Origin of the sequence: Corynebacterium afermentans subsp. lipophilum (genome assembly GCF_030408375.1) — a bacterium.
Taxonomy (GTDB): Bacteria; Actinomycetota; Actinomycetes; order Mycobacteriales; family Mycobacteriaceae; genus Corynebacterium; species Corynebacterium lipophilum.
Genome location: NZ_CP046530.1, coordinates 248,474 through 269,790, shown reverse-complemented (window position 1 = coordinate 269,790; position 21,317 = coordinate 248,474). Strand labels below are relative to the sequence as shown.

Here is a 21,317-nt window from a genome sequence, read left to right as displayed (position 1 = left end):
CCTACCGGCGCAGACCCTGAACCCGGAACCGGCTGGCGCGGCGCGAGCTGTACTCCACAAGCAGGGAACTTCCCAGCATGAGCAGGGTTGCGCCCACCGGGGGCAGCACGCCTGCGGCGGCCAGGACGATGGCGGCCGCGTTGTAGATGCCGGCGAACCACAGGTTCCTGTCGGCGATGCGGTTGACGCGGCGGGCGTGCTCAATGGCCTGGGGCACGGCCATGACGTCGTTGCGCACGAGCACCACGTCGCTGACGTTGTTCCAACTCGGCGCCTTGGTGCCGTAGAGGTCCTCGCCGGCGTACAGGATGCCGGAGTCCGCCACGCGCAGCACCGGCAGCACGCTGGAATCGCCCACCATTGCCACAATGCCGCCCTGGGTGTGCAGGGCACGCACCGCGGCGGGTTTCTGGTGGGAGCGGATGCCCGCGAGCACCTGGGAGATGCCCAAAAAGTCGGCGAAGCGACGCGCGACCGGATAGGTGTCGCGCGAGAGCATCACCGTTTCCACGCCCATGGATTCCAGGGTGTCCACCGCCTGGATAGCGTCTTCCTTGGCGGGGTCGAAAAGTGTGATCACGCCGCGGTCTTTGCCGTCCCAGCGCACCACCACTGGGGTGCCGCCTGTGGTGGCAGCCACCAACAGCTTGCCATTGAGTTGGGACAGGTTGGTGGGCCGCCACAGGGAGGCGTCGAAAGTATGGGTGCGGGCGTTCTCCCCGGAGCCCCAGGTGGCGGTGAGGCGGCCGCCGAGTTCGCCGTCGGGGGTGACTGTGTCGTCGCCGACCTCAATCCAATCCGGCACGCGCGGGTCTCCGGAGCGGGCGTCGCGCACCTCGCGGGCCGCCTTCACAATGGCGCGTGAGGCCGGGTGGTCCGAATCTGCAGAAAGCACGCCGGCGATGCGCACCACCAGTTCGCTGCTTTCCCCGTCTGCGGCGGTGACCGTTTCCACGTGCATCTGCGGCAGCACCAGGGTGCCCACGCGGTTGAACACGGCGGTGTCCACCTTGGACAGGACTCTCAAAGCGTTGCCGTCTCTCATAAGCACGCCGTTGCGCACGGCGGCCTCGATGCCCTGGCGGATCGCCAGCGCCGGCGAGATGGCAAGGCTAAACGGGGCAACCACCACCAGGATCGCCAAGGCTGTCGACGCCGCAGTGTTGACGTTTCCGGTAAACAGCAGCCACAGGCCGAAGTCCAGCACCGCAATCGCGTACGCGGCCGGGATGAGCATGCTGGCGGAGCGGGTGGAGACCATCGTGGCGGCGTTCTGGTGGCGCGAGGCTTCCTCCAGCCATCGCTGCACTGCCGTCAAAAGTGTGGTGTGGCCGACGCGGATCGTGCGGACCTTGATGTCGCCTTCACGCAGCACGGAGCCCGCCACGACGCGCTTGCCCACCTTCAACTGTGGGCTGTCATGGGTGTTCACCAGCTCCCAGCCGATCGCGCCGGATCCGCCGACCACTTCCCCGTCGACGGGGATGACCTGGCCTGCGCGGACACGGACGTCGTCGCCACGCATGATCTCCGTCGCTGGGAGCCGCTCGCAGCCGCCGCCCTTCTTGCGGTGAGTGACCTCGTAGGTCGACTCTGCGCCGGGGCGGCGCGCCTCCAACTCGTCCAACAGGTTGGTGCGCACCCGCATAGAAAAGAAGCGTCCGAGCAGCAGCAACGTCGTCACCGTGCAGGAGACTTCCAGGTAGAGCTCCGGGCCGCGGCCGATGTCTAACGGCACCCAGGTGCCGCTGGATTGGTAACCGATGCGCCCGGCGTCGGTAAACAGCAGCATGGCAAAGGACCACAGGTACGACGCCAAAATGGCGATGGAACTCGCACCGTCCAGCGCCGAGAGCCCGCGGCGCACGCCCCCGGCCATCGCGCGGTGGAACGGGGAGGCGCACCACAGCGCCACCGGGGTGGTCAGCGCGAACGCCACCCACTGCCACCCCGGGAACCCGAGGGCAGGCACGTAGGTCAGCAGCAGCACCGGGATGGTCAGCACCACCGCCAGCCACAGCCTGCCCGGGGTGACTAGGTCGCGGGCGGTAAACAGCACGTCGCCGCTGCGGCGTTCCGCGCGGGTTTTGTTCTGCACGAACCCCTGGGCGCGGGCCAAAAGGTGCGCCGCTTCTTCTTTCCGGTGGTGTTTGGCGCGCCGCGGCATGGGGTGTTCCGTCCAGTAGCGGCCGTGGGCGCGGCGCTGCAGGGTGGAGTCCGTGACCACGGCTGTCACGCCGAACTCTTCGATGGTCTTGATCAGCTGCGGCAGCGGCATGGTCGCCGGCGCCGTCACCCACGCCATGCGGGTGGGGTACACCAGGCGGGCGGAAACGCCGTCGAGGGATTCGAGGGCGTCTTCGATCTCTGTCAGCTGCGGGCCGTCCTCCAGCCCGTGCAGCTCGAAGGCGTAGGAAGCATTGGGGCGCACGAGTTCGCCGTCCAAGTCACGACGGGCAGTGGCCGGGTCGACCCCGGCTTCCCTGGCTGCGTCGCGGGCGGCCTCGATGTATTCGTCGAGCTCCTCTCCGCTCAGCTGGGCCAACTTGGCGCCTTCGCGCCCGGTGGTGCTGAGCTTTTCCAGGTCCTCGCCCTCGTACTTGCTCATTCCACCCCTTCCCACACGTCCCCGCTGCGCTTATCCACAAACGCGTTGGCGGCCGGGCGGAACACGAAAAACAGAGCGAAAACCAGAACGACAACCACGACGACGGATGCCAGCCCCGCCACGCCGACGAAGAAGCTGGCCAGCTGCAAAAACACCGCCAGGCCGATGAACCCGGCCAGCCAGCGGCGTGCGACTTTCGAGCCTTGTGGCAAATAGGCACAGCACGATGTGATGAGGGAGCCGAGGATGATGCTGCCCCAGGTGTAGATCCGCTGGTTCCGTGCGAAAGTATCGTAGAGCTCCTCGTCGGCGCCTTCGATCATCCACAAATCCGGCAGCCGGTCCGGCACCCCTTTTGCCATAGTGAGAAACGCGATGACGAACATCAGCAGCGCCGCAAGAAGGCACAGGTAGTAGCCGATCTTCAGCGGTTTCGGCCACGTCTGGCCGACCTCGCCGGTGAAGCGCCGGTTCCTGTCGTTCGGGTCCGACACCATCGTCGGGAACATCCCTGCCACGGTTTAGTGCTCCTTCTTCTCCGCCGGCTCCGCAGTGGCGCTGTCTTTGTCCTTGGGCGGCTTGGTCCACGCCACGGAGTCCTTATCCACTGAATAGATCACGCCCATCACGCCCGCAACACCAAGGACGATCTGGATAACGCCGTCGATACCGAACATCGCCGTCGGCACCGTGGTGGAGGCCGGGACCATCATGAACAGCGTGAGCATGCGCAGTGCGAAAAACACGGAGAAGATCTGCAGCAGCCGACGGGCGTTTTCCGCCCACTTCGCCTGTTTTTGCACCGCCCGCAGCGCGAAGACGAACAGCAGGATCACACCGAGTTGCAACAGCGCCATGATGAAGATGGAGCCGTACACGCTGGCGTTCATCAGCGCCTCGGAGACCTCGCCGTCGCTGTTTTTGGCGCGTTCCTTGGCCACCTCACGCAGCGCGGACGGGTCGATCACACTCGCCGCCACAGCAAAAATCTGGTGCAGCAGTTCCCCGCCGATCATCACGGTCCAGGCCGCGAGCATGTAGCGCACAGCTTCTGGCACGGAGCCCTTGTGCTTCTCGACGGCCTCCGGTCCCACCCTGCTCGGCGACCCCGGAGTCATTGGCGGCAAGCTAACCATTGAGCCTCTTTGCTGCCTCGATGGCGTAGTAGGAGAAAATCTGGTCTGCGCCGGCGCGCTTGATGGATACCAACGCTTCCATCATCGTCTCTTCATAGTCGATCCAGCCGTTCTGACCGGCGGCGTTGAGCATGGCGTACTCGCCGGAGACTTGGTAGGCGGCCACCGGCACCGGGGACATTTCCGCGATCTTGGCCAGCACGTCCAGGTACGGCAGCGCGGGCTTGACCATGACAAAGTCCGCGCCCTCGGCGATGTCCAGCTCCGTCTCCAGCAGCGACTCGCGCACGTTCGCTGGGTCCTGCTGGTAGGTGCGGCGGTCGCCCTTCAGCGAGGAGCCGACCGCGTCGCGGAACGGCCCGAAGAACTTGGAGGCGTACTTCGCGGAGTAGGCCATGATGGCAACGTCGGCAAAGCCCGCGTCGTCAAGCGCCTTGCGAATTTGCTCAATCTGGCCGTCCATCATGCCGGACGGGCTGACGATGTGCGCGCCCGCGCGCGCCTGGGCCACCGCCATCTCGCAGTAGATCTCCACGGTGGGGTCGTTGTCCACCACCTCCCTGCCGTGCGCGTCGGTGGTGAGCACGCCGCAGTGGCCGTGGTCAGTGAACTCGTCCAGGCAGGTGTCCGCCATGATGATCAGTTCGTCGCCGAACTCCTTACGCAGCAGCGCAATCGCGCGGTTGAGCACGCCGTCGTCGGCAACCGCAACGGAACCGGTGGCGTCCTTGTCCTCATCACGCGGCACGCCGAACAGGTCCACGCACTTCACGCCGGCGTCGAGTGCCTCGCGGCAGATCTCAACCAGCGATTCCGGGGTGTGCTGGTACACGCCCGGCATGGACGGAATCTCCCGCGGGGCGTCGATGCCGTCGGCGATGAACAGCGGAAGGATGAAGTCTGCCGGGTGCAGTCGCGTTTCCGTGACAAACTCACGGATAGCGGGGGTTTGCCGCAAGCGGCGGGGGCGTCGAGTCAAGTCGTAATCAGCCATGCGCCACATCTTAGAACGCGCACCCGACACGACCCAGCTGGCGCATTGTTAGCCAGCCGCGGCCGCGGTATCCCCGCCGGTGCTCTTGTCAGCCTTCGCTGCCTTCCGACGCTTCTTGCGCGGCGGCGGCAACTGCCCCGACGCACGCAGACCCGCCACGTGCTCCGCCAGGGCGTCGACGAGGTTGGGGATGTCGGCGACCTCCGGGACGACGTCGACACGCAAGCCTTGCTCCCGCGCCTCCGCCTCGGTGACCGGGCCGATGCAGGCGATGATCGTGCGCGAGTGAGGCTTGCCCGCAATACCCACGAGGTTCTTTACCGTCGACGGGGATGTGAAGCACACGGCGTCGAAGCCGCCGGTCTTGATCATGTCGCGGGTTTCCGGCGGCGGCGGGGCGGCGCGCACGGTGCGGTAGGCGACCACGTCGTCGACCTCCCAGCCCTTTTCCCGCAGGCCGTCCACCAACACGTCGGAGCCGAGGTCCGCGCGCGGCAGCAGCACGCGCGAGACCGGGTCGATGTCCTCGACGTACTCCGGGAACGCCTCCGCCAGTCCGGCCGCATTCTGCTTCGTGCGGTGCGGCAGAAGCTCCGGCTGCATGCCGCGGGCGATCAGCGCGTCGGCGGTCTTCTGCCCCACCGCGCCCAAGTGCACGCCGGCGAACGAGCGGGCATCCAAGCCCAGCTCCTCAAACTTCGACCACACCGCGTCGACGGCGTTGACCGAGGTGAACAGGATCCACTGGTAGCGGCCCTCCACGATGCCCTTGATCGCGCGGTCCATCTGCGCGGGGTTGCGCGGCGGCTCCAGCGAGATCGTGGGCACGGACTGCGGAATCGCACCGTGCTGCGACAGGCGGGCGTTCATCGGCCCCGCCTGGGACTTCGCACGTGGCACGAGCACGCGCCAGCCGTACAGCGGACGGTTTTCCCACCACGAGTACTTCGAGCGGTCGTCCGCCGCGGTGCCGAGGGTGACCACCAGCGGCCCCTCCAGCTCGGCGTCGAGCTTGCCCACGGTGCCCAGCGTCGCGTCGAACGTGCGCTGCAGGCGGGTGGTGCCGCGCGTGGTCACCGTCACCGGCGTGGACGCCTGGAAGCCCCGCTGCGTGAGCTGCTCCACCATATCCGCCAGGTGCTCCTGGTTCGCCTGCAGCACCAGCGGCTGCGGCGCGGCGGCGAGCTGGTCCCAGTCCACGTCGCCGTTGTTCAAGTCGGCTTCCGTGTAGGTCGAGCCCAGCGCGATACCGGCGAACGACGGCACCGTCGACGGCAGCGACATCCCCGGCACGACCTGGAACTCCATGCCCTCGGCCGCGACCGCGGAGATCTCCTCCATCACGGAGTCGCGCGTCAGCGGGTTGCCGGACACCAGGCGGATCACGTCGCCGTCGCCAGCCTCGCCGCGTTCCACAATGTCCGCGGCTTCTTTCAGCGCGAGCTTCAGCTTCTCGACGATCACGCCGCCGTCCAGCCCAACCTCCTGCAGCTCCGCAGCAGTCGGGTCCTCGGGGCGGGGCGGTTTACGCCTCGCACCGGCCGCTTTCGCCTCGGCGCACATCTGCTCGTATCGCTCGTTCGCCGCGTCCATCTTGGCTTTCGGCACTGGCAGCGCCGACCCGACGACGCTTCGGACCCCCGCTGACACCTCAGGGTCCACGAGGGCGATAGAATTGGATTCCATTACCTCGCGGGCGCGAACCGTGAGCAACTCTGGGTTGCCCGGTCCAGCGCCAACGAAGATCACCTTCCCCGGCTGGGGGGTGTGAGTGGGCTCTGTCATGGAGAAATCTCTTCTAGGCACAAATAAACCGCCCCCGCGCGGCTGGGTTCGCGGTGTTGATCGGCCTGAAAGCGGCCCACCGACCCGATTGCACGGAGGGTATCGAACGTATGGTATCTCCACCATAAAATGCTTCAGCCCGAGAACAAAACCAGCGCTGCATTCCAGTGCTTCTTGGCGCTGCCGCGTCGCGTACGTCGCCAGGCCCCCGCGCCCCCTCTGCTGCCAACATCCCCCGGGCCTTCAGCCCCCGGACCGTCTAGCAGCACGGTCCCCCTACTAGACGATGACGCTACTACCGACAAGCATTTCCAATATCACCTGGAGAAATGCCTCGCGCGCATGCGGATCGTCTAGCAGCACGAGAGGGACTGCTAGACGGTCCGCGAACGAGCAGATTCGCCCCCTCTGCCCCCCAGCGCTACTCGATCAGGTCGGCGGCGCCGCGCTCCAGCAGCGCCTCGGCGACCTCGCGCCCCAGCTCGGCCGGGTCGGTGCCCTGCGCTTCCTCCACCAGCTGGCGGGAGCCGTCCAGTGCAAACACGCCCGCGCGCAGGGTCACGCCCGCGCCGTCGAATACGGCCGAGGCTGCGACCGGCGCGGTGCAGCCTGCTTCCAAACGGGCCAGCACTGAGCGTTCTGCGGTGGATTCGGCGGTGGCGGCGGCGTCGACAAGCTTGTCGATTGCTTCGCGCGCCACAGCGTCGTCGGAGCGGCACTCCACGGCCAGCGCCCCCTGGGCGGGAGCCGGCATGAACACCTCGGGCGCGAAGACTTCGGTGGCGCGGTCGCCGTAGCCGCCGCGCACGAGGCCTGCGTAGGCCAGGATGATCGCGTCCAGCTCGCCGTCTTCCACGTAGCTCATGCGGCGCTCGATGTTGCCGCGCAGCGGGCGGATGTCCAGGTCAGGGCGCGTCGCCTTGAGCTGGGAGATGCGGCGCGGCGCGGAGGTGCCCACGCGCGAGCCTTCGGGCAGCTCAGCCAGGGTCAGTCCGTCGCGGGCGATGAGCGCTTCGCGGCTGTCCTCGCGGGTGGGGATGATCATGTGGGCGCGCGGCTCGTCGGCAGTGGGCAGGTCCTTGAACGAGTGGACGGCGATGTCCACCTCGCCGTTAAACAGTGCGTCGCGCAGCGCGGAGGTGAACACGCCGATGCCGATGCGCTCCACAGGCGCTTGGGACAAGTCGCCCGGGGTGGTCACGATCTGCAGTTCGGCCGCGTGGCCGTGCTCGCCCAGCGCGTCGCGGACGTGCCCGGTCTGGGTGGTGGCCAGGTGGGATCCGCGTGTGCCAATTTTGAACATCTACTTCTCCTTGCCGTGCAGTTCCTCGGGCAGCGGCAGCTTCTGCGCGTCCACCGCCACGGAGGGGCTTTCCAGCCCGAACAATTCGGTGACCGCCTCTTCTACACTCACCGTCTCCGCCGTCGCCGCCAGCTCTTTGATCTTCACTGTCGGCTGATGCAAAAGCTTATCGACGACACGCTTGACCATGCGGCTGACCTGATCAAAGTCGTCCTCGGACATCTCCGGAAGGCGGGTGCGCAGACGCTGTAGTTCCTGGCCGGAAATCTCCGCGGCGTTGCGACGCAGACGGGTCACCGCCGGGGCCACCTCGCGTACGCGCTGCTCCGAGCCGAACGTGTCCACCTCTTCCGCCACGATCTCCTCGGCGCGGCGCAACGCGCGGGAGTCCGCGGTGTCGCTGCCGCGCATCTTCTCGTGCAGTGACTCGATGTTGACCAGGTGCACGCCGTCGATGTCTGCGACGGCGTCGTCGATGTCGCGCGGCAGCGACAGATCCGCGAGCACCAGCGGGCCCGGGATGTCGGCCGGGGTGATGGTGAACTCGTCGGAGGCGGTGGCGGAGACCACCAGGTCCACGCGGTCCAGCACCGAGGCGCGGTCGGCGAAGTCCACCACGTCGGCGGGCACGCCGGCCTCGCGGGAGTGCTCGGCGAGGCGCTCAGCGCGGTCGCGGGTGCGGTTGGCCAGCACCAGCTTGTCAATGCCCTTTTTGCCCAGGTGCGTGGCGGAAAGCGAGCTCATCGCGCCGGCGCCTAGGACGAGTGCGGTTTTGCCCCGGAGGTCGTCGATACGCATGAGTTCCATCGCCTCCTCGAGTGCGACGGTGACCATGGACGCGCCCGAGTCGTCGATGCCCGTTTCGGTGTGGACGCGCTTGCCGGTGTGCAGCGCCGCCTGGGCCAGCGAGTGCAGGTTCGGGCCCACGGTGCCCCGCTCCACGGCGTCGACGTAGGCGGAACGCACCTGGCCGATGATCTGTTGCTCGCCAACCACCATTGAATCCAGGCCGGATGCCACGGTGAAGATGTGCTCCGCGGCCGCGTCCGAGTAACGCACGTACAGGTAGCGGCGCAGCTCGGCGGCGTCTACGCCGGAGACGTCTGCAAGCACCCGCAGCACGTCCTCGACTCCCGAGTGGAACGCGTTGGTGACGGTGTAGACCTCCAGGCGGTTGCACGTGGAGATGATCATCGCTTCCGACAAAGACGGCTGCTTCACCAGTGCGCCGGCCGCCCCGTTCTGGACCGCCGTGTCCATGCTGAGCCGCTCCAGCAGGGCCACAGGCGCGGACCTGTGCGACATCCCCACAAGCAGAACACTCACGCAAAACCCTCCAGTCCGGTTGAAAATCACACTAAAGGATAGACCTTTAGTTGGACAGCGCCGCGTCGAGGTCGTCGTTGTCCACTTCCCAGCAAGCGAACTCATCGCCGTCGATAACCACAACCGGCACCCGGTCGCCGTATTCCGCAGCCAGCTCCGGGTCTTGGTCCACGTCCACCAGCGCGAGCTGAACGCCGTGCTTTGCCACCACAGGGGCGATCTGGCCGGCCACCCGCTCGCACGAACCGCACGTGGACCGGACCATCAGCTCCACCTTTTTCATCCCCGCTCCTCCTGTGAGTGCTGTTGCCAGGGCGTTGTACGATTGCACACGCTAACACCCCCACCCGAAAGGGCCCGAAGCTTCATGTCTGATCAGCGCGAATTCCTCGCGCAGTGGTCCCAGTCCCAGGGCAACCTGCGCCGCTTCCTCGAAGAGCGCGTCATGCCGCCTCTCGACGACGACGCGCAGCGCACCGCCGGTCGCGCCGCCGCAGCCGCCGCGGTGGAAGAGACCTTCGGCATCAACATCGACGACTTTGCGCTCGGCGTGGACTCCGTCGGCGGCGCCTTCGAAACCGCCGGCCGCCAAAAGATCACCCCGCCCGACCCGGAAATCCCCCAGGACACTGAAGCGGCCGCGTTTTTCGACGTGGACAACACGCTCATCCAAGGCTCCTCGCTGATTCTGCTTGCCCAGGGGCTGTTTAAGAAACGCTTCATCACCCTGTCCGAGCTGGCGCCCGCCCTGCGCAAGCAGATCCGCTACCGCGTCTCCGGCTCCGAAAACGCCGACGACATCGCCGAGGGCCGCGAGCAAGCCCTGGCTATTGTGAAGGACAAAAGCGTCGAGGAGCTCAAGCAGGCCTGCCGGGAGATTGTGGACAACCGGATGCTACAAAAGTCCTACGCCGACACCATCGAGCTGGCCTCCATGCACCTCGCCGCCGGCCAGCAGGTGTGGCTAGTCTCCGCCACCCCGGTGCAGATCGGCCAGGCACTGGCCGAAACACTCGGTTTCACCGGGGCGCTGGGCACCGTGGCGGAAGAGGAAGACGGCAAGTTCACCGGCCGCCTGGTCGGCGACATCCTGCACGGCCCCGGCAAGAAGCACGCCGTGGCGGCCCTGGCTGCGCTGCAGCAGCTGGACCTGTCCAAGTGCACCGCCTACTCCGACAGCATCAACGACCTGCCCATGCTGAACATGGTCGGCTCCCCCGTGGCGGTCAACCCGGACCGTGCGCTGCGCAAGCATGCCAAGGCCCAGGGCTGGGCGGTGCGCGACTACCGCTCCATGCGCAGGGTGGTGCGCGCCGGCGCGGTCCCGGCCGTGCTGGCTGCCGCGGGCCTGTGGTGGTGGCGCCGCCGCCGGTAGGGGCGGTCCGGGTCAGGGCACTGGGTGCTAGATGCTTACCCCAGGATGCTTATTTCTGGGGACTGTTGCGGGGTGGGGCCGATGGTTCGTCGAGGAGTAAGCATCTGAGGGTAAGCATCCTCCCCGCGGAAATGAAAAACCCGCCCTCGATGGGGCGGGTAAAGCTCGCGGCTTACTTGCCGAGCTTACGACGCTGCACGCGAGTGCGGCGGAGCATCTTGCGGTGCTTCTTCTTGGACATGCGCTTGCGGCGCTTCTTAATCACTGAACCCATTGGGCTACCTCTTTTCTGTTCAAAGTGCGTACGTACGCGGCCGGCGCAACCGCTTCCGCGGCTCGCGGGAGGTGCACACTCCCACAGGGGGTGGCCGACCTGATCGTTCAAAGCATACCGGCAGGCCTTTTCAGTGCCAAAACACCCGCCGCACCGTGAAAACCGGTGCGGCGGGTGTTTTCTCGGGGCCCTGTAAACGAGACCTTGGACTATCCCACGTCGTAGACGGAGGACTCCAGGTACTCGTTCACTGCCGTCTCGTTCACGCGGAAGGAGCGGCCCACACGGACGGCGGGCAGCTCGCCGGAGTGGACGAGGCGGTAAACGGTCATCTTGGATACGCGCATGATCTCCGCGACCTCGGCGACCGTCAGGAACTTTCCTTTATCTTCGTTAACCACTTAATTCATACCTCTCGGCACGCAAACGCGCTGCAGGCTTCCCCTCCCGCAGGACGAACACGCACGTGCTTGAACCACCCTAACGTGAAACCAGCGTCGAGTGCGACTTAAGTGGAAGAAAATTTTCAAAGTGCAGGCAGTGAACCCACAGAAACGGGTGTGAATAGTGGGATTTGGGCTACTTGCCCAGCTCGGCCGAACGCTCCGCGCAGATCTCGGTGGCCCGGTAGAACGCGCCACGCATGCCGGACTCCTCCAGTTCACGGATCGCGCGCACCGTGGTGCCGGCCGGTGAGGAGACGTTCGCCCGCAGCTGCACGGGGCTGTCCTCGCCCTCGAGCATTGCGCCGGCACCGGCGGCGGTGGCGCAGGCCAGCTGCTCGGCCAGGTCGCGCGACAGGCCGAGGGACACGCCCGCATCCACCAGCGCCTCGGCCACCAGGAAGAAGTACGCCGGGCCCGATCCCGAGATGGCGGTCACCGCATCGATCTGCGATTCGGCAACCTGGACAACCTGGCCCGCGGCGGACAACAGCTCCACCACAGCATCGCGCTGTTCCTCGCCGACAAACCGCCCGCAAGCGGCAGCGAGGACGCCTTTGCCCACCAGCATCGGCGTGTTCGGCATCACGCGCACAATCGGGGTACCGGCGGCGGACACGGCGTCTTCCATCGCGGCGATAGTCACGCCCGCTGCCATAGAGACCAGCACAGTAGACGAGTCCGAGTTTGTCAGCTCCTCGCCCACCTCCGCGATGACGTCCAAGATCTGCGCGGGCTTGACGCACAGCAGCGCCACGTCTGCGTCGCGCACGGCGTCGCGGTTGTCGGAAGTGGTGCGCACGCCGTAGCGCTCGGCCAGCTCGGCACTGCGCGACGAGGACCTGTTTGTCGCTGTGATGGAGCCCGGCTCCACCCCATTAGCAACGAGACCCGAGATGAAGGCCTCGCCGATATTGCCTGCACCAATTACGGCGATGCGTTCCATGTCGCTCCTGAAAAAGGTCGTTTGGAGGTTTTTACAGCAGTGCCGGGCCGAAGGCCACCACCGCGGCGGCCAGGCCGGCGATGATCATGGTGACCTTGTCGCGGCCGCTAGCCATCGCGCCGACGGCGGCGACCACCGCGGCAACCACACCGACGCCAACGAGCACCGCCACAATCGCCATCGTGTTGGCCCACAGCCACTTGAATGCCAGGAAGCCCAGCACCCCCAACAACACGCCGGCAAACACCAGCAGGACCAGCAGGATCGGGTTGACTGCGGCCTCTTCGACTTCGTATTCGGTGTCGTACTCAGGGGCGTCGAGGGGTTCTACGTCCGCTCGCTGCTGCGGCTCCGGCGTATCTACCGTGCGGATCTCGCCGGTGTCGTCCGGCTGCGAGAACTTCTGCTTGACGACGGGCTCCGCCTTGCCCTCGACCTTTCCGTCAGCCGTGCCCTCGACCTTGCCCTCGACCTTGCGCAGCACGGTCGTGTCGTCGGTGGCCGGCTGGATCTTCGTGACCGAGGACCCCGCGGGTGCCGGCTTCGGAGTCTGCGCGGCTGGTTTCTCTGCCGGTTTCTCGGCTGGCTTCGAGGCGGGTTTGTCTGCAGGGCGCAGCTTCACGGACGCGGCCGGGGCAGGCTTGTCTGCCTGCTTCGGCTTCGGCTTTGCCGGCTCCGGGGCGGCCGGTGTTTTCTCTACCGGCGTCGGCTCTGGCTTCGGCGCCTGGGTGGGGGTCTTTTTGGGGGTATCCGAAGGTGCGTCGATAGGCACGCTGGAGTGCTTCACCTCAGCCGGCTTGGCATCGACCTTCTTGAACGAGTCGGTCAGTTCGGCGACGGAGACACCGCCGTCCTCGAGGCTGCGGCGGCGGCGCGGGCGGCGCGGGCCGGACGGGTTTTCCTTTTCGGCGCGCGCGAGGAGCTCGGCAACAGTGAGCTGTTTGTCGGCCATTAGTTGTCGTCTCCTTTATTAGCTTCCTGCTCAGCGTCCAAAGACCCCTTGTCGATGCGCTTGAGAATCACGCCCTCGCGCAAAGCCCACGGGCAGATCTCCAACTTATCAACATTCAACGCACGCATCGCAGCTTCCGCCACCAACGCACCAGCGACGATCTGGTGGGAGCGGTCCGAGTTGATGCCCTCGAGCTCCGCGCGGTCCGCCGCCGTCATGCGGGAAATGAACGCGATGAGCTGGCGCAGACCCGGGGCGGTAAGCGTGCGCTGCACGAATGGGCCGGCGGACGACGGCGCAGCGCCGGTGAGGCGCGCCAGGGAGCGGAAGGTCTTAGACGTGCCCACGGCCAGGCCGGTCTCCCCCATCGCCTTGAACTGCTCGGCAGGCCCGGCGAGCTCGGCGTCGATGTAGTCGCGCAGCATGTTGATCTTTTTGCGCTCCGGCGGGTCGGTGTCGAACCACTCGTGGGTCAAACGCCCCGCGCCCAAGTCCAGGGACACGGCCAGATCCGGCATCTCTTCGGTGCCCGTGGAGATCTCCAGCGAGCCGCCGCCGATGTCGAAGTTGGTGATGCGGCCGGCGGACCAGCCGTGCCAGCGGCGCGCCGCCAGAAACGTCAGGCGCGCCTCCTCCTCTCCGGAGAGGATGTTCAGCTTCACGCCGGTCTTCTTCTCCACGCGCTTGAGCACGTCCTGGGAGTTGGTGGCCGAACGCACCGCCGAGGTGGCGAATGCCACGAGCTCCTCGCACTTGAGGTTGTCCGCGAGGTCGGATGCCTCCTGGACAGCGTCGACAAGCTTGGCTACGCCCTTGTCCTCGATATTGCCCTTTTTGTCCAGCAGCTCAACGAGACGCAGCGGCTGCTTCCAATCGCTCATCGGCGTCGGGCGGCTACCGCTGTACGCGTCGACCGCCACGAGATGGATCGTGTTGCTGCCGACATCTAATACACCTAATCGCACCACCCCAGGGTAACGGGTCTACCGTGTCCAGGTGTGAATCAACCAGCCCCGAAACCCGTTTTTCTCGGCTTCCCCGCGGACTCGCCGGCCGGCCGCTCCATCCTGGCGGGGCGCGAAACCCGCCCCGATTTCCCCCGCGAGTGGTTCGAATTCGTCCACCCGGATGATCCAAACCACATCTTCTCCATCGATCTGACCTGGGCGGAAGCGACCTGGTCCTGCCGCTTCGGCACGCCCGAGTGCCACGGCATCGACGAATCCAACCCGGCTGTCGGCTGCTGCATCCACGGCGCCTACATCGCCGACGAGGAAGACCGCGACACCGTCTACAACGCCGTCAAGGAAATGCCGGCGAAGTACTGGCAGCTGCGCCCAGCTGAGACGGACGCCTACTTCGCCGCCAACGACCCGACCTGGCTCGAGCCGTGGCTGGAGTGGGATGAAGAGGAAGATGCCATGGAGCCCGATCCCGACGACGAGGAGGCCGACCCCCACATCAAGACCAAGGTCGTCGACGGCGCCTGCATCTTCGCCAACCGCCCCGGCCACCCCACCGGCGCAGGCTGCGCGTTCCACCAGTTCGCGATGGCTGAAGGACGCAACATCGTGGGCACGAAGCCGGAGGTGTGTTGGCAGGTGCCGTTTTCCCGCGAGGACGCGTGGGAGGAGCGCTCAGACGGCCAAGAGATTCTTCGCACCACCATCGGCGAGTACCACCGCCGTCAGTGGGGCGGCGGTGGAGAGGACTTCGACTGGTGGTGCACCTCCGCGCCCGCCTGCCACTCTGGCGGCACGCCCATCTGGCAGTCCATGAAAGACGAGCTCATCGCCTTGATCGGGGAAAAGCCGTACGGTGTCGTCGCGAAGCATTGCGAAAAGCGCGCCCAGCTTAGCGACGACCTCCGGGCCACCCACCCCGCAACCCAAGCCGCGCACTCATAACCGCGCGCTTGCGCGCTTACGCCTCGAACTTGTAGCCGAGGCCGCGGACGGTGACGAGTTGGGTGGGGCGCGAGGGCTCCGCCTCGATCTTGGTGCGCAGGCGCTTTACGTGCACGTCCAAGGTTTTAGTGTCGCCGACGTAATCGGCGCCCCAGATACGGTCGATCAGCTGGCCGCGGGTGAGCACACGGCCAGCGTTGCGCAGCAGGTACTCCAGAAGATCGAACTCTTTGAGCGGCATGGGCACCGGCTGGCCGTCCACAAGCACCGTGTGGCGCTCCACGTCCATGGTCACGCGGCCGCCCTGCAGCAGCTGGTCGTCGACCTCCTCCACCACCTCGGTCTCGGGTCCGCGGCGCAGCACCGCACGAATGCGGGCGACGAGCTCGCGCGTGGAGTACGGCTTAGTCACGTAATCGTCCGCGCCCAGCTCCAAGCCGACAACCTTGTCGATCTCGCTGTCGCGGGCGGTGACCATGATGATCGGCACAGACGACTCCGCACGCAGCTTCTTGCACACGTCAGTGCCGCTCATGCCCGGCAGCATCAGATCCAGCAGCACCAAATCGATGTCCTGGGAGGCGAACAGGTCTAGCCCCTCCTGCCCGTCGGCGGCCACGACGGCCTCGAAACCTTCCTTGCGCAGCAGGTAGGCCAAAGGATCCGACAGCGATTCCTCGTCTTCAACGATAAGAATGGTTGTCACTTCACTCTTCCTTTTCTGTTCCTGTTCCGCCAGCGGCCTCGGGGTCGTACAGGGGCAGCTCGATGGTGAACGTTGAGCCCGTCCCAGGCCTCGACCACAATGTAATGGTACCGCCATGGTTGGCCACCACGTGCTTCACGATGGCTAACCCCAGTCCCGTGCCGCCCGTGGAGCGCGAGCGCGCCTTGTCCACCCTGTAGAACCGCTCAAACACGCGCTTCTGATCCTCCGGCGCAATACCGATTCCCCGGTCCGTGACTCTGATCAACACCACGTTGTCGCGCACCAGCTTCTGCGTCACGCTCACCGGTTGCCCGCTCGGCGAATAGTTGATCGCGTTGGTGATCAGGTTCGACAACGCGACAGTAAGCATGGCCCGCTCCCCCATCACCCGCAGGCCAAGACGCTGGCCGCGGGTGAGCTCAATGCCGTGGTTCTCGGCGGCGACCAGGTTGCGCGCCACCGCGTCGTCCACGATGTCGTCCACCCGCACCGGCGCCATATCCGGCAACGCCTCCGCGCCCTGGAGCTTGGAAAGGGAAATCAGATCCGTGATCATCTCCCCCATGCGGTGAGCTTCCTTCTGCAGTTTGTTGCCGAAGTACTCCACCATCTCCGGGTCCGTGGGGTCCTGCAGCAGCGCTTCCGCGAGAAGCGCCATGCCGCCCACCGGGGTCTTCAACTCGTGAGAAACGTTGGCCACGAAGTCGCGGCGCGCATTTTCCATGCGCACGTTTTCAGACTCGTCCGAGCCGTACACAATGGCGTACGAGTTGTCCGTCAACGTCAGCGGCGCGACCAGCGCGCGCACGTTCCGGATGCGGCTGCCGGTGGTGCGCTGCGGCAGATCCAGGTCGAGGACATGCTCTTCCTGCTGCTCAAGTGCCTCCTTCGCCGCCTCTAACACGCGGGGGTTGACGCTGCCGTCGTGCACGATGGACATGTCGTGGGCCCGCGCGTTGGACAGCATCACGTTGCCGCTACGGTTGATCACCGCGATACCGGTGGGCGAACCCTGGGTGACTAGGTGCAGCACCTGGCTGACCGCGGCGACGGTATCGTCCTGTGCGCCATCGTCAGCCCGGTTTCGGGCGCGCCAGCGAAGCGCCCACTGGCCGAGCAGCACAGCGGGCACGGTCAGCGCAGCGCCGATGAGAAAAGCGAGAATCGGCGTCACGGGGACAGTGTGCTACTTCTGCCCCTGGTTCGCCACAGCAGCGGCGCCGGCCTCGGCGGCCTCCGGGTCCAGGTAGGTGCCGCCGGGGTTGAGCACCTTGCCGTTTTCGTCAATCTCGTAGACCAGCGGCATGCCGGTGGGGATGTTCAACCCTGCGATGTCCTCGTCGGAGATGTTGTCCAGGTACTTCACCAGCGCACGCAGCGAGTTGCCGTGCGCTGCGACCATGACGTTCTTGCCAGCCATGGCGTGCGGCGCGATGACGTCGATGTAGTACGGCAGGAAGCGCTCCACCACGTCCTTCAGGCACTCGGTGCGCGGCACCTCCGGCAGGAATGCGTAGCGCGGATCATTGGTCTGCGCGTACTCGTTGTCCGTGTCGATTTTCGGCGGCGGGGTGTCGTAGGAGCGGCGCCACTCCATGAACTGCTCCTCGCCGAACTCGTCGCGGATCTCCGCTTTGTTCAGGCCCTGCAGCTTGCCGTAGTGGCGCTCGTTGAGACGCCAGTTGCGCTCCACCGGGATCCAGTGGCGGTCCGCCGCGTTCAGCGTGATGTTCGCGGTGCGGATCGCGCGGCGCAGCAGCGAGGTGAACAGGATGTCCGGGAGGACACCTTTTTCAACCATGAGCTTGCCGGCGTTGACAGCCTCGGCCTCGCCCTGCTCGGTGAGGTCCACGTCCACCCAGCCGGTGAACTGGTTCGATTTGTTCCACTCGCTCTGCCCGTGGCGAACGAGAATCAGCTTTCCGTTACCCATACCTTCAAGCATGCCACGGATGGGGACAACTGTCGGCGGTTTGCCGGGCAGTTGCGGAATCTCTGCCGCGCGGGAGCCGAGTAGCTGGATCCGCAACCGGAAGGGTGTGCCGGGCAGAGGACGGGCAGGGGTTTAAAGTTTGAAGACATGTTGAAATCACGCCTCACAGCAGCCCTCGCAGCAGCCCTCGCAGCTGCCTGCGCCACCCTCGGCGCCCCAAGCGCCGCCGCAGCAGCCCCCGCACTCGCCGCCCCCGGCGCACCGATCGCCATGCTCAACGACGACTCCGACTCCTTCGCCCACAGCGCGCGATGCAGCCAGGGCCCGGCTGGCACCGTCCGCACCCCGGACGGGCAAACGAAGCAGATCATGGTCACCGCGGCGCACTGTTTCGAAGTCAAGGGCAAAACTGTCCGCCCTGTCGTGTTCGCACCGGTGCGCGAACACGGGAAGGTGGAGTACCCGCGGGTGGGTGACGTGGATAAGCAACGCACCCCGTTTGAACTCGGCAACGGAGAGTTGATGGACTTCTACCGCATCATCGACGAGCCCGACTGGACGACGGTGCACCTCGCTCCCGGTGTGGAGGCTTCGGGCGTGTCGTCGTCGGTGGATCAGCAGGGTCGCGGCCCGTCCGCGCCGGTGGCGATCACGGGGGTGAAGGACTACCGCAACCTGCGCGGAGACGAGCTGATCAGCTTCGACAATGCCGGCCAACCCATTTGCAAGGACGGCATGCGCACCGGCCGCTCCTGCGGCGTGCAGATGTTTCGCACCCAGAACTTCGTGTGGCACTTCGGCGTGGGCTACGAATCGGGCGATTCGGGCGGCATCAACTATGACCCGCGCACCGGCGAGGCTGTGGGGCTGAGCATCGTCGGCCTCGGGCCGCTGGGGAATTCGCAGCAAGTTGATAGGGCTCTGGAGGACGCCTACGGCATCCCCGACGGCCAGGTCAACGAGGCGTTCACCCCGGCAGGCGACGCGCAGCGCGCCGACTTCGCGCCGTTGTACGAGGAAGTTGCGCAGTCCTCTCCTCAGGCGCCCCAGCTTGTCGACGGCCCCCAGCCACGCGAGTTGCTCGACCGCGCCGTCATGGGCGCGCAGGCGGACGCGGCGCGGTTCAGCGCGGAGGCCGCGCAGCTCCCCCAGGCCGCCGATCCGGTCGCAGCGGCGCAGGACCTCGCCGGTCGCGCAGGCGCGGCGGCGCAGCAGCACGCGGGCGATGTGCGCGGCGCCGTCGACGCGTTCCTGCGCTAAATCACACAGCTGACCACCTGAAACACCGGCGCTGCGGACTTACACTAGAGGTATGCGAACCCCTGCGTCTCTCGCTGCCGGAGCACTGTTGTTGTGCCTGGCGGCGCCCTTTGCCACCCCCGCAGTGTCCCCCACAGTGCCCCAAGCGCACGCCGCGGAGCCTGCGCACGCCGCGCCCGGCGCGCCCTACCGCGTCCCCGCCGTCAACCCGCCCGCGCAGGCGGCCACACCGTGGGGAGCACAGGTCTTCGTCCCCCCGGAGCGCTACACCGTGACCTGTTCGCAGGGCCCGACCGGCACCGTTGCCACCCCGACGGGCCCGCAACGCGTGATGCTCACGGCCTCGCATTGTGTGAACCAGATCCCTGGCCTGCCAGAGCCGTCCACGACAATCACCGTGCCGATCGGCGACGGCTACACCCGCATCGGCACCCGCGGCCCGAATAGCGGGCCCACCACTGAAACCCGCTCGCCCGCCGATCTGCCCGCCGCGCTCACGGAACCCGACTGGGCGTTCGTGCTTATCGACGACACGGTCACCGCCACAAACCTCTCCCACTCCCGCGACGTCGCCGGCGGTTCTGCGGGTGATCCGGTGCAGCTCACCGGCATCCGCGACTATCGCACGCTTCGCCCCGGCGAGTACTCGGTGGACAACTTCGGCCAGCCGATCTGCAAGGACGGCGCCACCACTGGACGGTCCTGCGGCAGGCAGATCGCCCGCAGCCGCAACACCATCTACAGCATCGGTGTTGCCGTAGAGATAGGCGATTCCGGCGGGGTGAACTTCGACCCGCGCGACGGCGCCGTCATCGGCACCACTAATGGCGGGATTGGGCCGCTGTTCGGCTCCCAGGCCGCGGACCGCGCGATTGAGAGCGCATACGGCATCCCCGACGGCCAGGTCAACCAGGCATTCAAAATCGCAGACCCTGCCCCGCGCGCAGAATTCACCACCACCGGCGCGGAACGCGAGCGCATCGACCAGGCCACATGGGAGCTCAACCCCGATTTCGTTCCGCCGAACCCGGAAGCGGAGCTGCGCCGCGCCGTCGACGAAGCAAGCCAGGCCGCCCACGAAACCGCGCGTCAAGCGCTGCATGGCGGGGTGGATGCTGGTGAGGTCCAGCGGCTCGTCGAGAAGCATGGCAACGACATCGCCTTTTGGGGCGGGTTCGCACTGGACGCAAAGATCAAGTCTGCACGTTAAGGTAATTCTCATGCGATTCAGTCTTCGAACACCAGCAACAGCACTTGCAGCAGCCAGCCTGCTCGCACTTCAGGCCCTCCCCGCGCCGGCGGAGGCCGAACCCGCGCTCGTGGCACCCGGCGCGCCAATGAGAGGGATGCCGCAGGACCCGCCTAAGACGATCGACCTGCCCACCGGCGAGAAGGCGACCATGCCGCGCGACGCCTGGATCAGCACCTGCTCCCAGGGCCCCAACGGCACCCTGCACCTGCCTGGCAAGGAGCCGCAGCGCGTGATGCTCACTGTCTCCCATTGCGTGAACACCATGCCAGGCTTCCCAGAGGTGAAAAACGAGTTCTACGCCCCCGTGGGCACCGAGTACAAGCGCTTCGGCGAGCGCGTGGCGTCCAACCACGTCACCCCGGAAGCCATGAACCTGAGCGACCCGATGCAGTCCATCCGCACTGCCGACTGGGGCGTGGTGCGCATCGACGACGGCGTGACCGAAACCGGCCTGTCCCACTCCCGCGACTTCAACGGCGGCGTGCAGGGCGAACCGGTGAAGATCACGCATGTGCGCGACTTCCGCACGCTCGCCCCGGGCGAGGTCTCGGTCGACAACTTCGGCCAGCCCATCTGCAAGGACGGCGCCACCACGGGCCGCACCTGCGCCAAGCAGATCGGCCGCACCAGAAACGGCATCTACAGCTGGGGGCTGAACTACGTGCAGGGCGACTCCGGCGGCATCAACTACGACCCGCGAGACGGCGCCGCCATCGGCGTGTCCTCCATGACGCTCGGGCCACTCGGCAAGGCGCAGCCGGTGGACCGCATTATCGAGGACGCCTACGGCATCCCCGACGGCCAGGTCAACGAAGTGTTCACCCCCACCGACTCCACCGCGCCGCGCGAGAACTTCACCACCTCCGGTGAAGAGGAGGAACGCGTCTCCGCCGAGATCGAGCGCCTCAACCCCAACCTCAAGCCGCCGGTGCCTCGCGAGGAGCTGCGCAAAGCCGTCGACAACGCCAAGCAAGAGGCCGCCGGTCTGGCGCAGAAGGCTTCGCAGGGCCAGTTCGACCCGGCGGAAATCGACCGCGCCATCAGCCACCACTCCGACCGCATCGGCTACTGGGGCGGGGCATCCATCGGCGAGGAGATCGGCAAGCGCCTCTAG

General features: G+C 66.4%; 21 protein-coding genes. 5 read left to right on the top strand and 16 right to left on the bottom strand.

Annotated elements, in window-relative coordinates:
• Nucleotide 1: 1 nt before the first annotated feature.
• From CAFEL_RS01175 to CAFEL_RS01140, 8 genes are all read right to left on the bottom strand, one after another.
• A complete protein-coding gene (locus tag CAFEL_RS01175; RefSeq protein WP_194560127.1) occupies nt 2-2,608 on the bottom strand; it encodes a heavy metal translocating P-type ATPase in 2,607 nt (868 codons plus the stop codon).
• Entirely contained in the window at nt 2,605-3,126 is a 522-nt protein-coding gene (locus tag CAFEL_RS01170) for a hypothetical protein (protein WP_194560126.1), read from the bottom strand. Before CAFEL_RS01170 ends, CAFEL_RS01175 begins: the two co-directional genes overlap by 4 nt.
• A 3-nt stretch (nt 3,127-3,129) precedes the next feature.
• Complete coding sequence (locus CAFEL_RS01165) at nt 3,130-3,726, bottom strand: hypothetical protein (RefSeq protein WP_194560125.1); 597 nt, start codon at nt 3,724-3,726, stop codon at nt 3,130-3,132.
• Nucleotides 3,727-3,736: 10 nt separating this feature from the next.
• Nucleotides 3,737-4,738, bottom strand: coding sequence for a porphobilinogen synthase (gene hemB, locus CAFEL_RS01160; protein ID WP_394354793.1), 1,002 nt, complete (start codon nt 4,736-4,738; stop codon nt 3,737-3,739).
• A 48-nt stretch (nt 4,739-4,786) separates the two neighbouring features.
• On the bottom strand, nt 4,787-6,523 hold the full coding sequence (locus CAFEL_RS01155) for a uroporphyrinogen-III synthase (RefSeq protein WP_194560123.1): 1,737 nt from the start codon (nt 6,521-6,523) through the stop codon (nt 4,787-4,789).
• A gap of 421 nt (nt 6,524-6,944) precedes the next feature.
• Nucleotides 6,945-7,826 carry a hydroxymethylbilane synthase gene (gene hemC, locus CAFEL_RS01150; protein WP_194560122.1) on the bottom strand — a complete coding sequence of 294 codons (882 nt, stop codon included), beginning with the start codon at nt 7,824-7,826 and terminating at the stop codon, nt 6,945-6,947.
• Nucleotides 7,827-9,152 (bottom strand): glutamyl-tRNA reductase, encoded by a 1,326-nt coding sequence (locus tag CAFEL_RS01145; protein WP_290172068.1) that lies wholly within the window; start codon nt 9,150-9,152, stop codon nt 7,827-7,829. It abuts the gene before it with no gap.
• Nucleotides 9,153-9,198: 46 nt separating this feature from the next.
• A complete protein-coding gene (locus tag CAFEL_RS01140; protein ID WP_194560120.1) occupies nt 9,199-9,435 on the bottom strand; it encodes a glutaredoxin family protein in 237 nt (78 codons plus the stop codon).
• Between the two features lie 84 nt (nt 9,436-9,519).
• Here CAFEL_RS01140 and CAFEL_RS01135 point away from each other — a divergent pair, with 84 nt between their 5' ends.
• Complete coding sequence (locus CAFEL_RS01135) at nt 9,520-10,527, top strand: HAD family hydrolase (RefSeq protein ID WP_194560119.1); 1,008 nt, start codon at nt 9,520-9,522, stop codon at nt 10,525-10,527.
• A gap of 172 nt (nt 10,528-10,699) precedes the next feature.
• Here the strand turns inward: CAFEL_RS01135 and CAFEL_RS01130 are convergent, their stop codons facing one another.
• From CAFEL_RS01130 to CAFEL_RS01110, 5 genes are all read right to left on the bottom strand, one after another.
• Nucleotides 10,700-10,801, bottom strand: coding sequence for a 30S ribosomal protein bS22 (locus CAFEL_RS01130; RefSeq protein ID WP_003855542.1), 102 nt, complete (start codon nt 10,799-10,801; stop codon nt 10,700-10,702).
• Between the two features lie 209 nt (nt 10,802-11,010).
• Nucleotides 11,011-11,202, bottom strand: coding sequence for a helix-turn-helix domain-containing protein (locus CAFEL_RS01125; RefSeq protein ID WP_194560118.1), 192 nt, complete (start codon nt 11,200-11,202; stop codon nt 11,011-11,013).
• 178 nt (nt 11,203-11,380) lie between these two features.
• Nucleotides 11,381-12,190, bottom strand: a complete 810-nt coding sequence (gene proC, locus CAFEL_RS01120) for a pyrroline-5-carboxylate reductase (RefSeq protein ID WP_194560117.1) — start codon at nt 12,188-12,190, stop codon at nt 11,381-11,383.
• A 31-nt stretch (nt 12,191-12,221) separates the two neighbouring features.
• A complete protein-coding gene (locus CAFEL_RS01115) occupies nt 12,222-13,142 on the bottom strand; it encodes a hypothetical protein (RefSeq protein WP_194560116.1) in 921 nt (306 codons plus the stop codon).
• On the bottom strand, nt 13,142-14,107 hold the full coding sequence (locus tag CAFEL_RS01110; protein ID WP_194560115.1) for a Ppx/GppA family phosphatase: 966 nt from the start codon (nt 14,105-14,107) through the stop codon (nt 13,142-13,144). Before CAFEL_RS01110 ends, CAFEL_RS01115 begins: the two co-directional genes overlap by 1 nt.
• A 33-nt stretch (nt 14,108-14,140) precedes the next feature.
• Here CAFEL_RS01110 and CAFEL_RS01105 point away from each other — a divergent pair, with 33 nt between their 5' ends.
• Complete coding sequence (locus CAFEL_RS01105) at nt 14,141-15,049, top strand: DUF3109 family protein (protein WP_194560114.1); 909 nt, start codon at nt 14,141-14,143, stop codon at nt 15,047-15,049.
• 16 nt (nt 15,050-15,065) lie between these two features.
• Here CAFEL_RS01105 and CAFEL_RS01100 read toward each other — a convergent pair whose 3' ends face one another.
• From CAFEL_RS01100 to CAFEL_RS01090, 3 genes are read right to left on the bottom strand one after another with little or no spacing between them, the layout of a single operon-like run.
• On the bottom strand, nt 15,066-15,755 hold the full coding sequence (locus tag CAFEL_RS01100; RefSeq protein WP_063937711.1) for a response regulator: 690 nt from the start codon (nt 15,753-15,755) through the stop codon (nt 15,066-15,068).
• Between the two features lies 1 nt (nt 15,756).
• The gene (locus CAFEL_RS01095) at nt 15,757-16,932 is read right to left on the bottom strand and encodes a sensor histidine kinase (protein WP_290172067.1); all 1,176 of its coding nucleotides are present in this window, start codon (nt 16,930-16,932) and stop codon (nt 15,757-15,759) included.
• A gap of 12 nt (nt 16,933-16,944) precedes the next feature.
• Nucleotides 16,945-17,691 (bottom strand): phosphoglyceromutase, encoded by a 747-nt coding sequence (locus CAFEL_RS01090; RefSeq protein ID WP_194560113.1) that lies wholly within the window; start codon nt 17,689-17,691, stop codon nt 16,945-16,947.
• 147 nt (nt 17,692-17,838) lie between these two features.
• Between CAFEL_RS01090 and CAFEL_RS01085 the strand changes: the two genes are divergently transcribed.
• From CAFEL_RS01085 to CAFEL_RS01075, 3 genes are read left to right on the top strand one after another with little or no spacing between them, the layout of a single operon-like run.
• Complete coding sequence (locus CAFEL_RS01085; RefSeq protein ID WP_194560112.1) at nt 17,839-18,951, top strand: chymotrypsin family serine protease; 1,113 nt, start codon at nt 17,839-17,841, stop codon at nt 18,949-18,951.
• A gap of 52 nt (nt 18,952-19,003) precedes the next feature.
• Nucleotides 19,004-20,161, top strand: a complete 1,158-nt coding sequence (locus tag CAFEL_RS01080) for a chymotrypsin family serine protease (RefSeq protein ID WP_194560111.1) — start codon at nt 19,004-19,006, stop codon at nt 20,159-20,161.
• A 10-nt stretch (nt 20,162-20,171) separates the two neighbouring features.
• A complete protein-coding gene (locus CAFEL_RS01075; protein ID WP_194560110.1) occupies nt 20,172-21,317 on the top strand; it encodes a chymotrypsin family serine protease in 1,146 nt (381 codons plus the stop codon).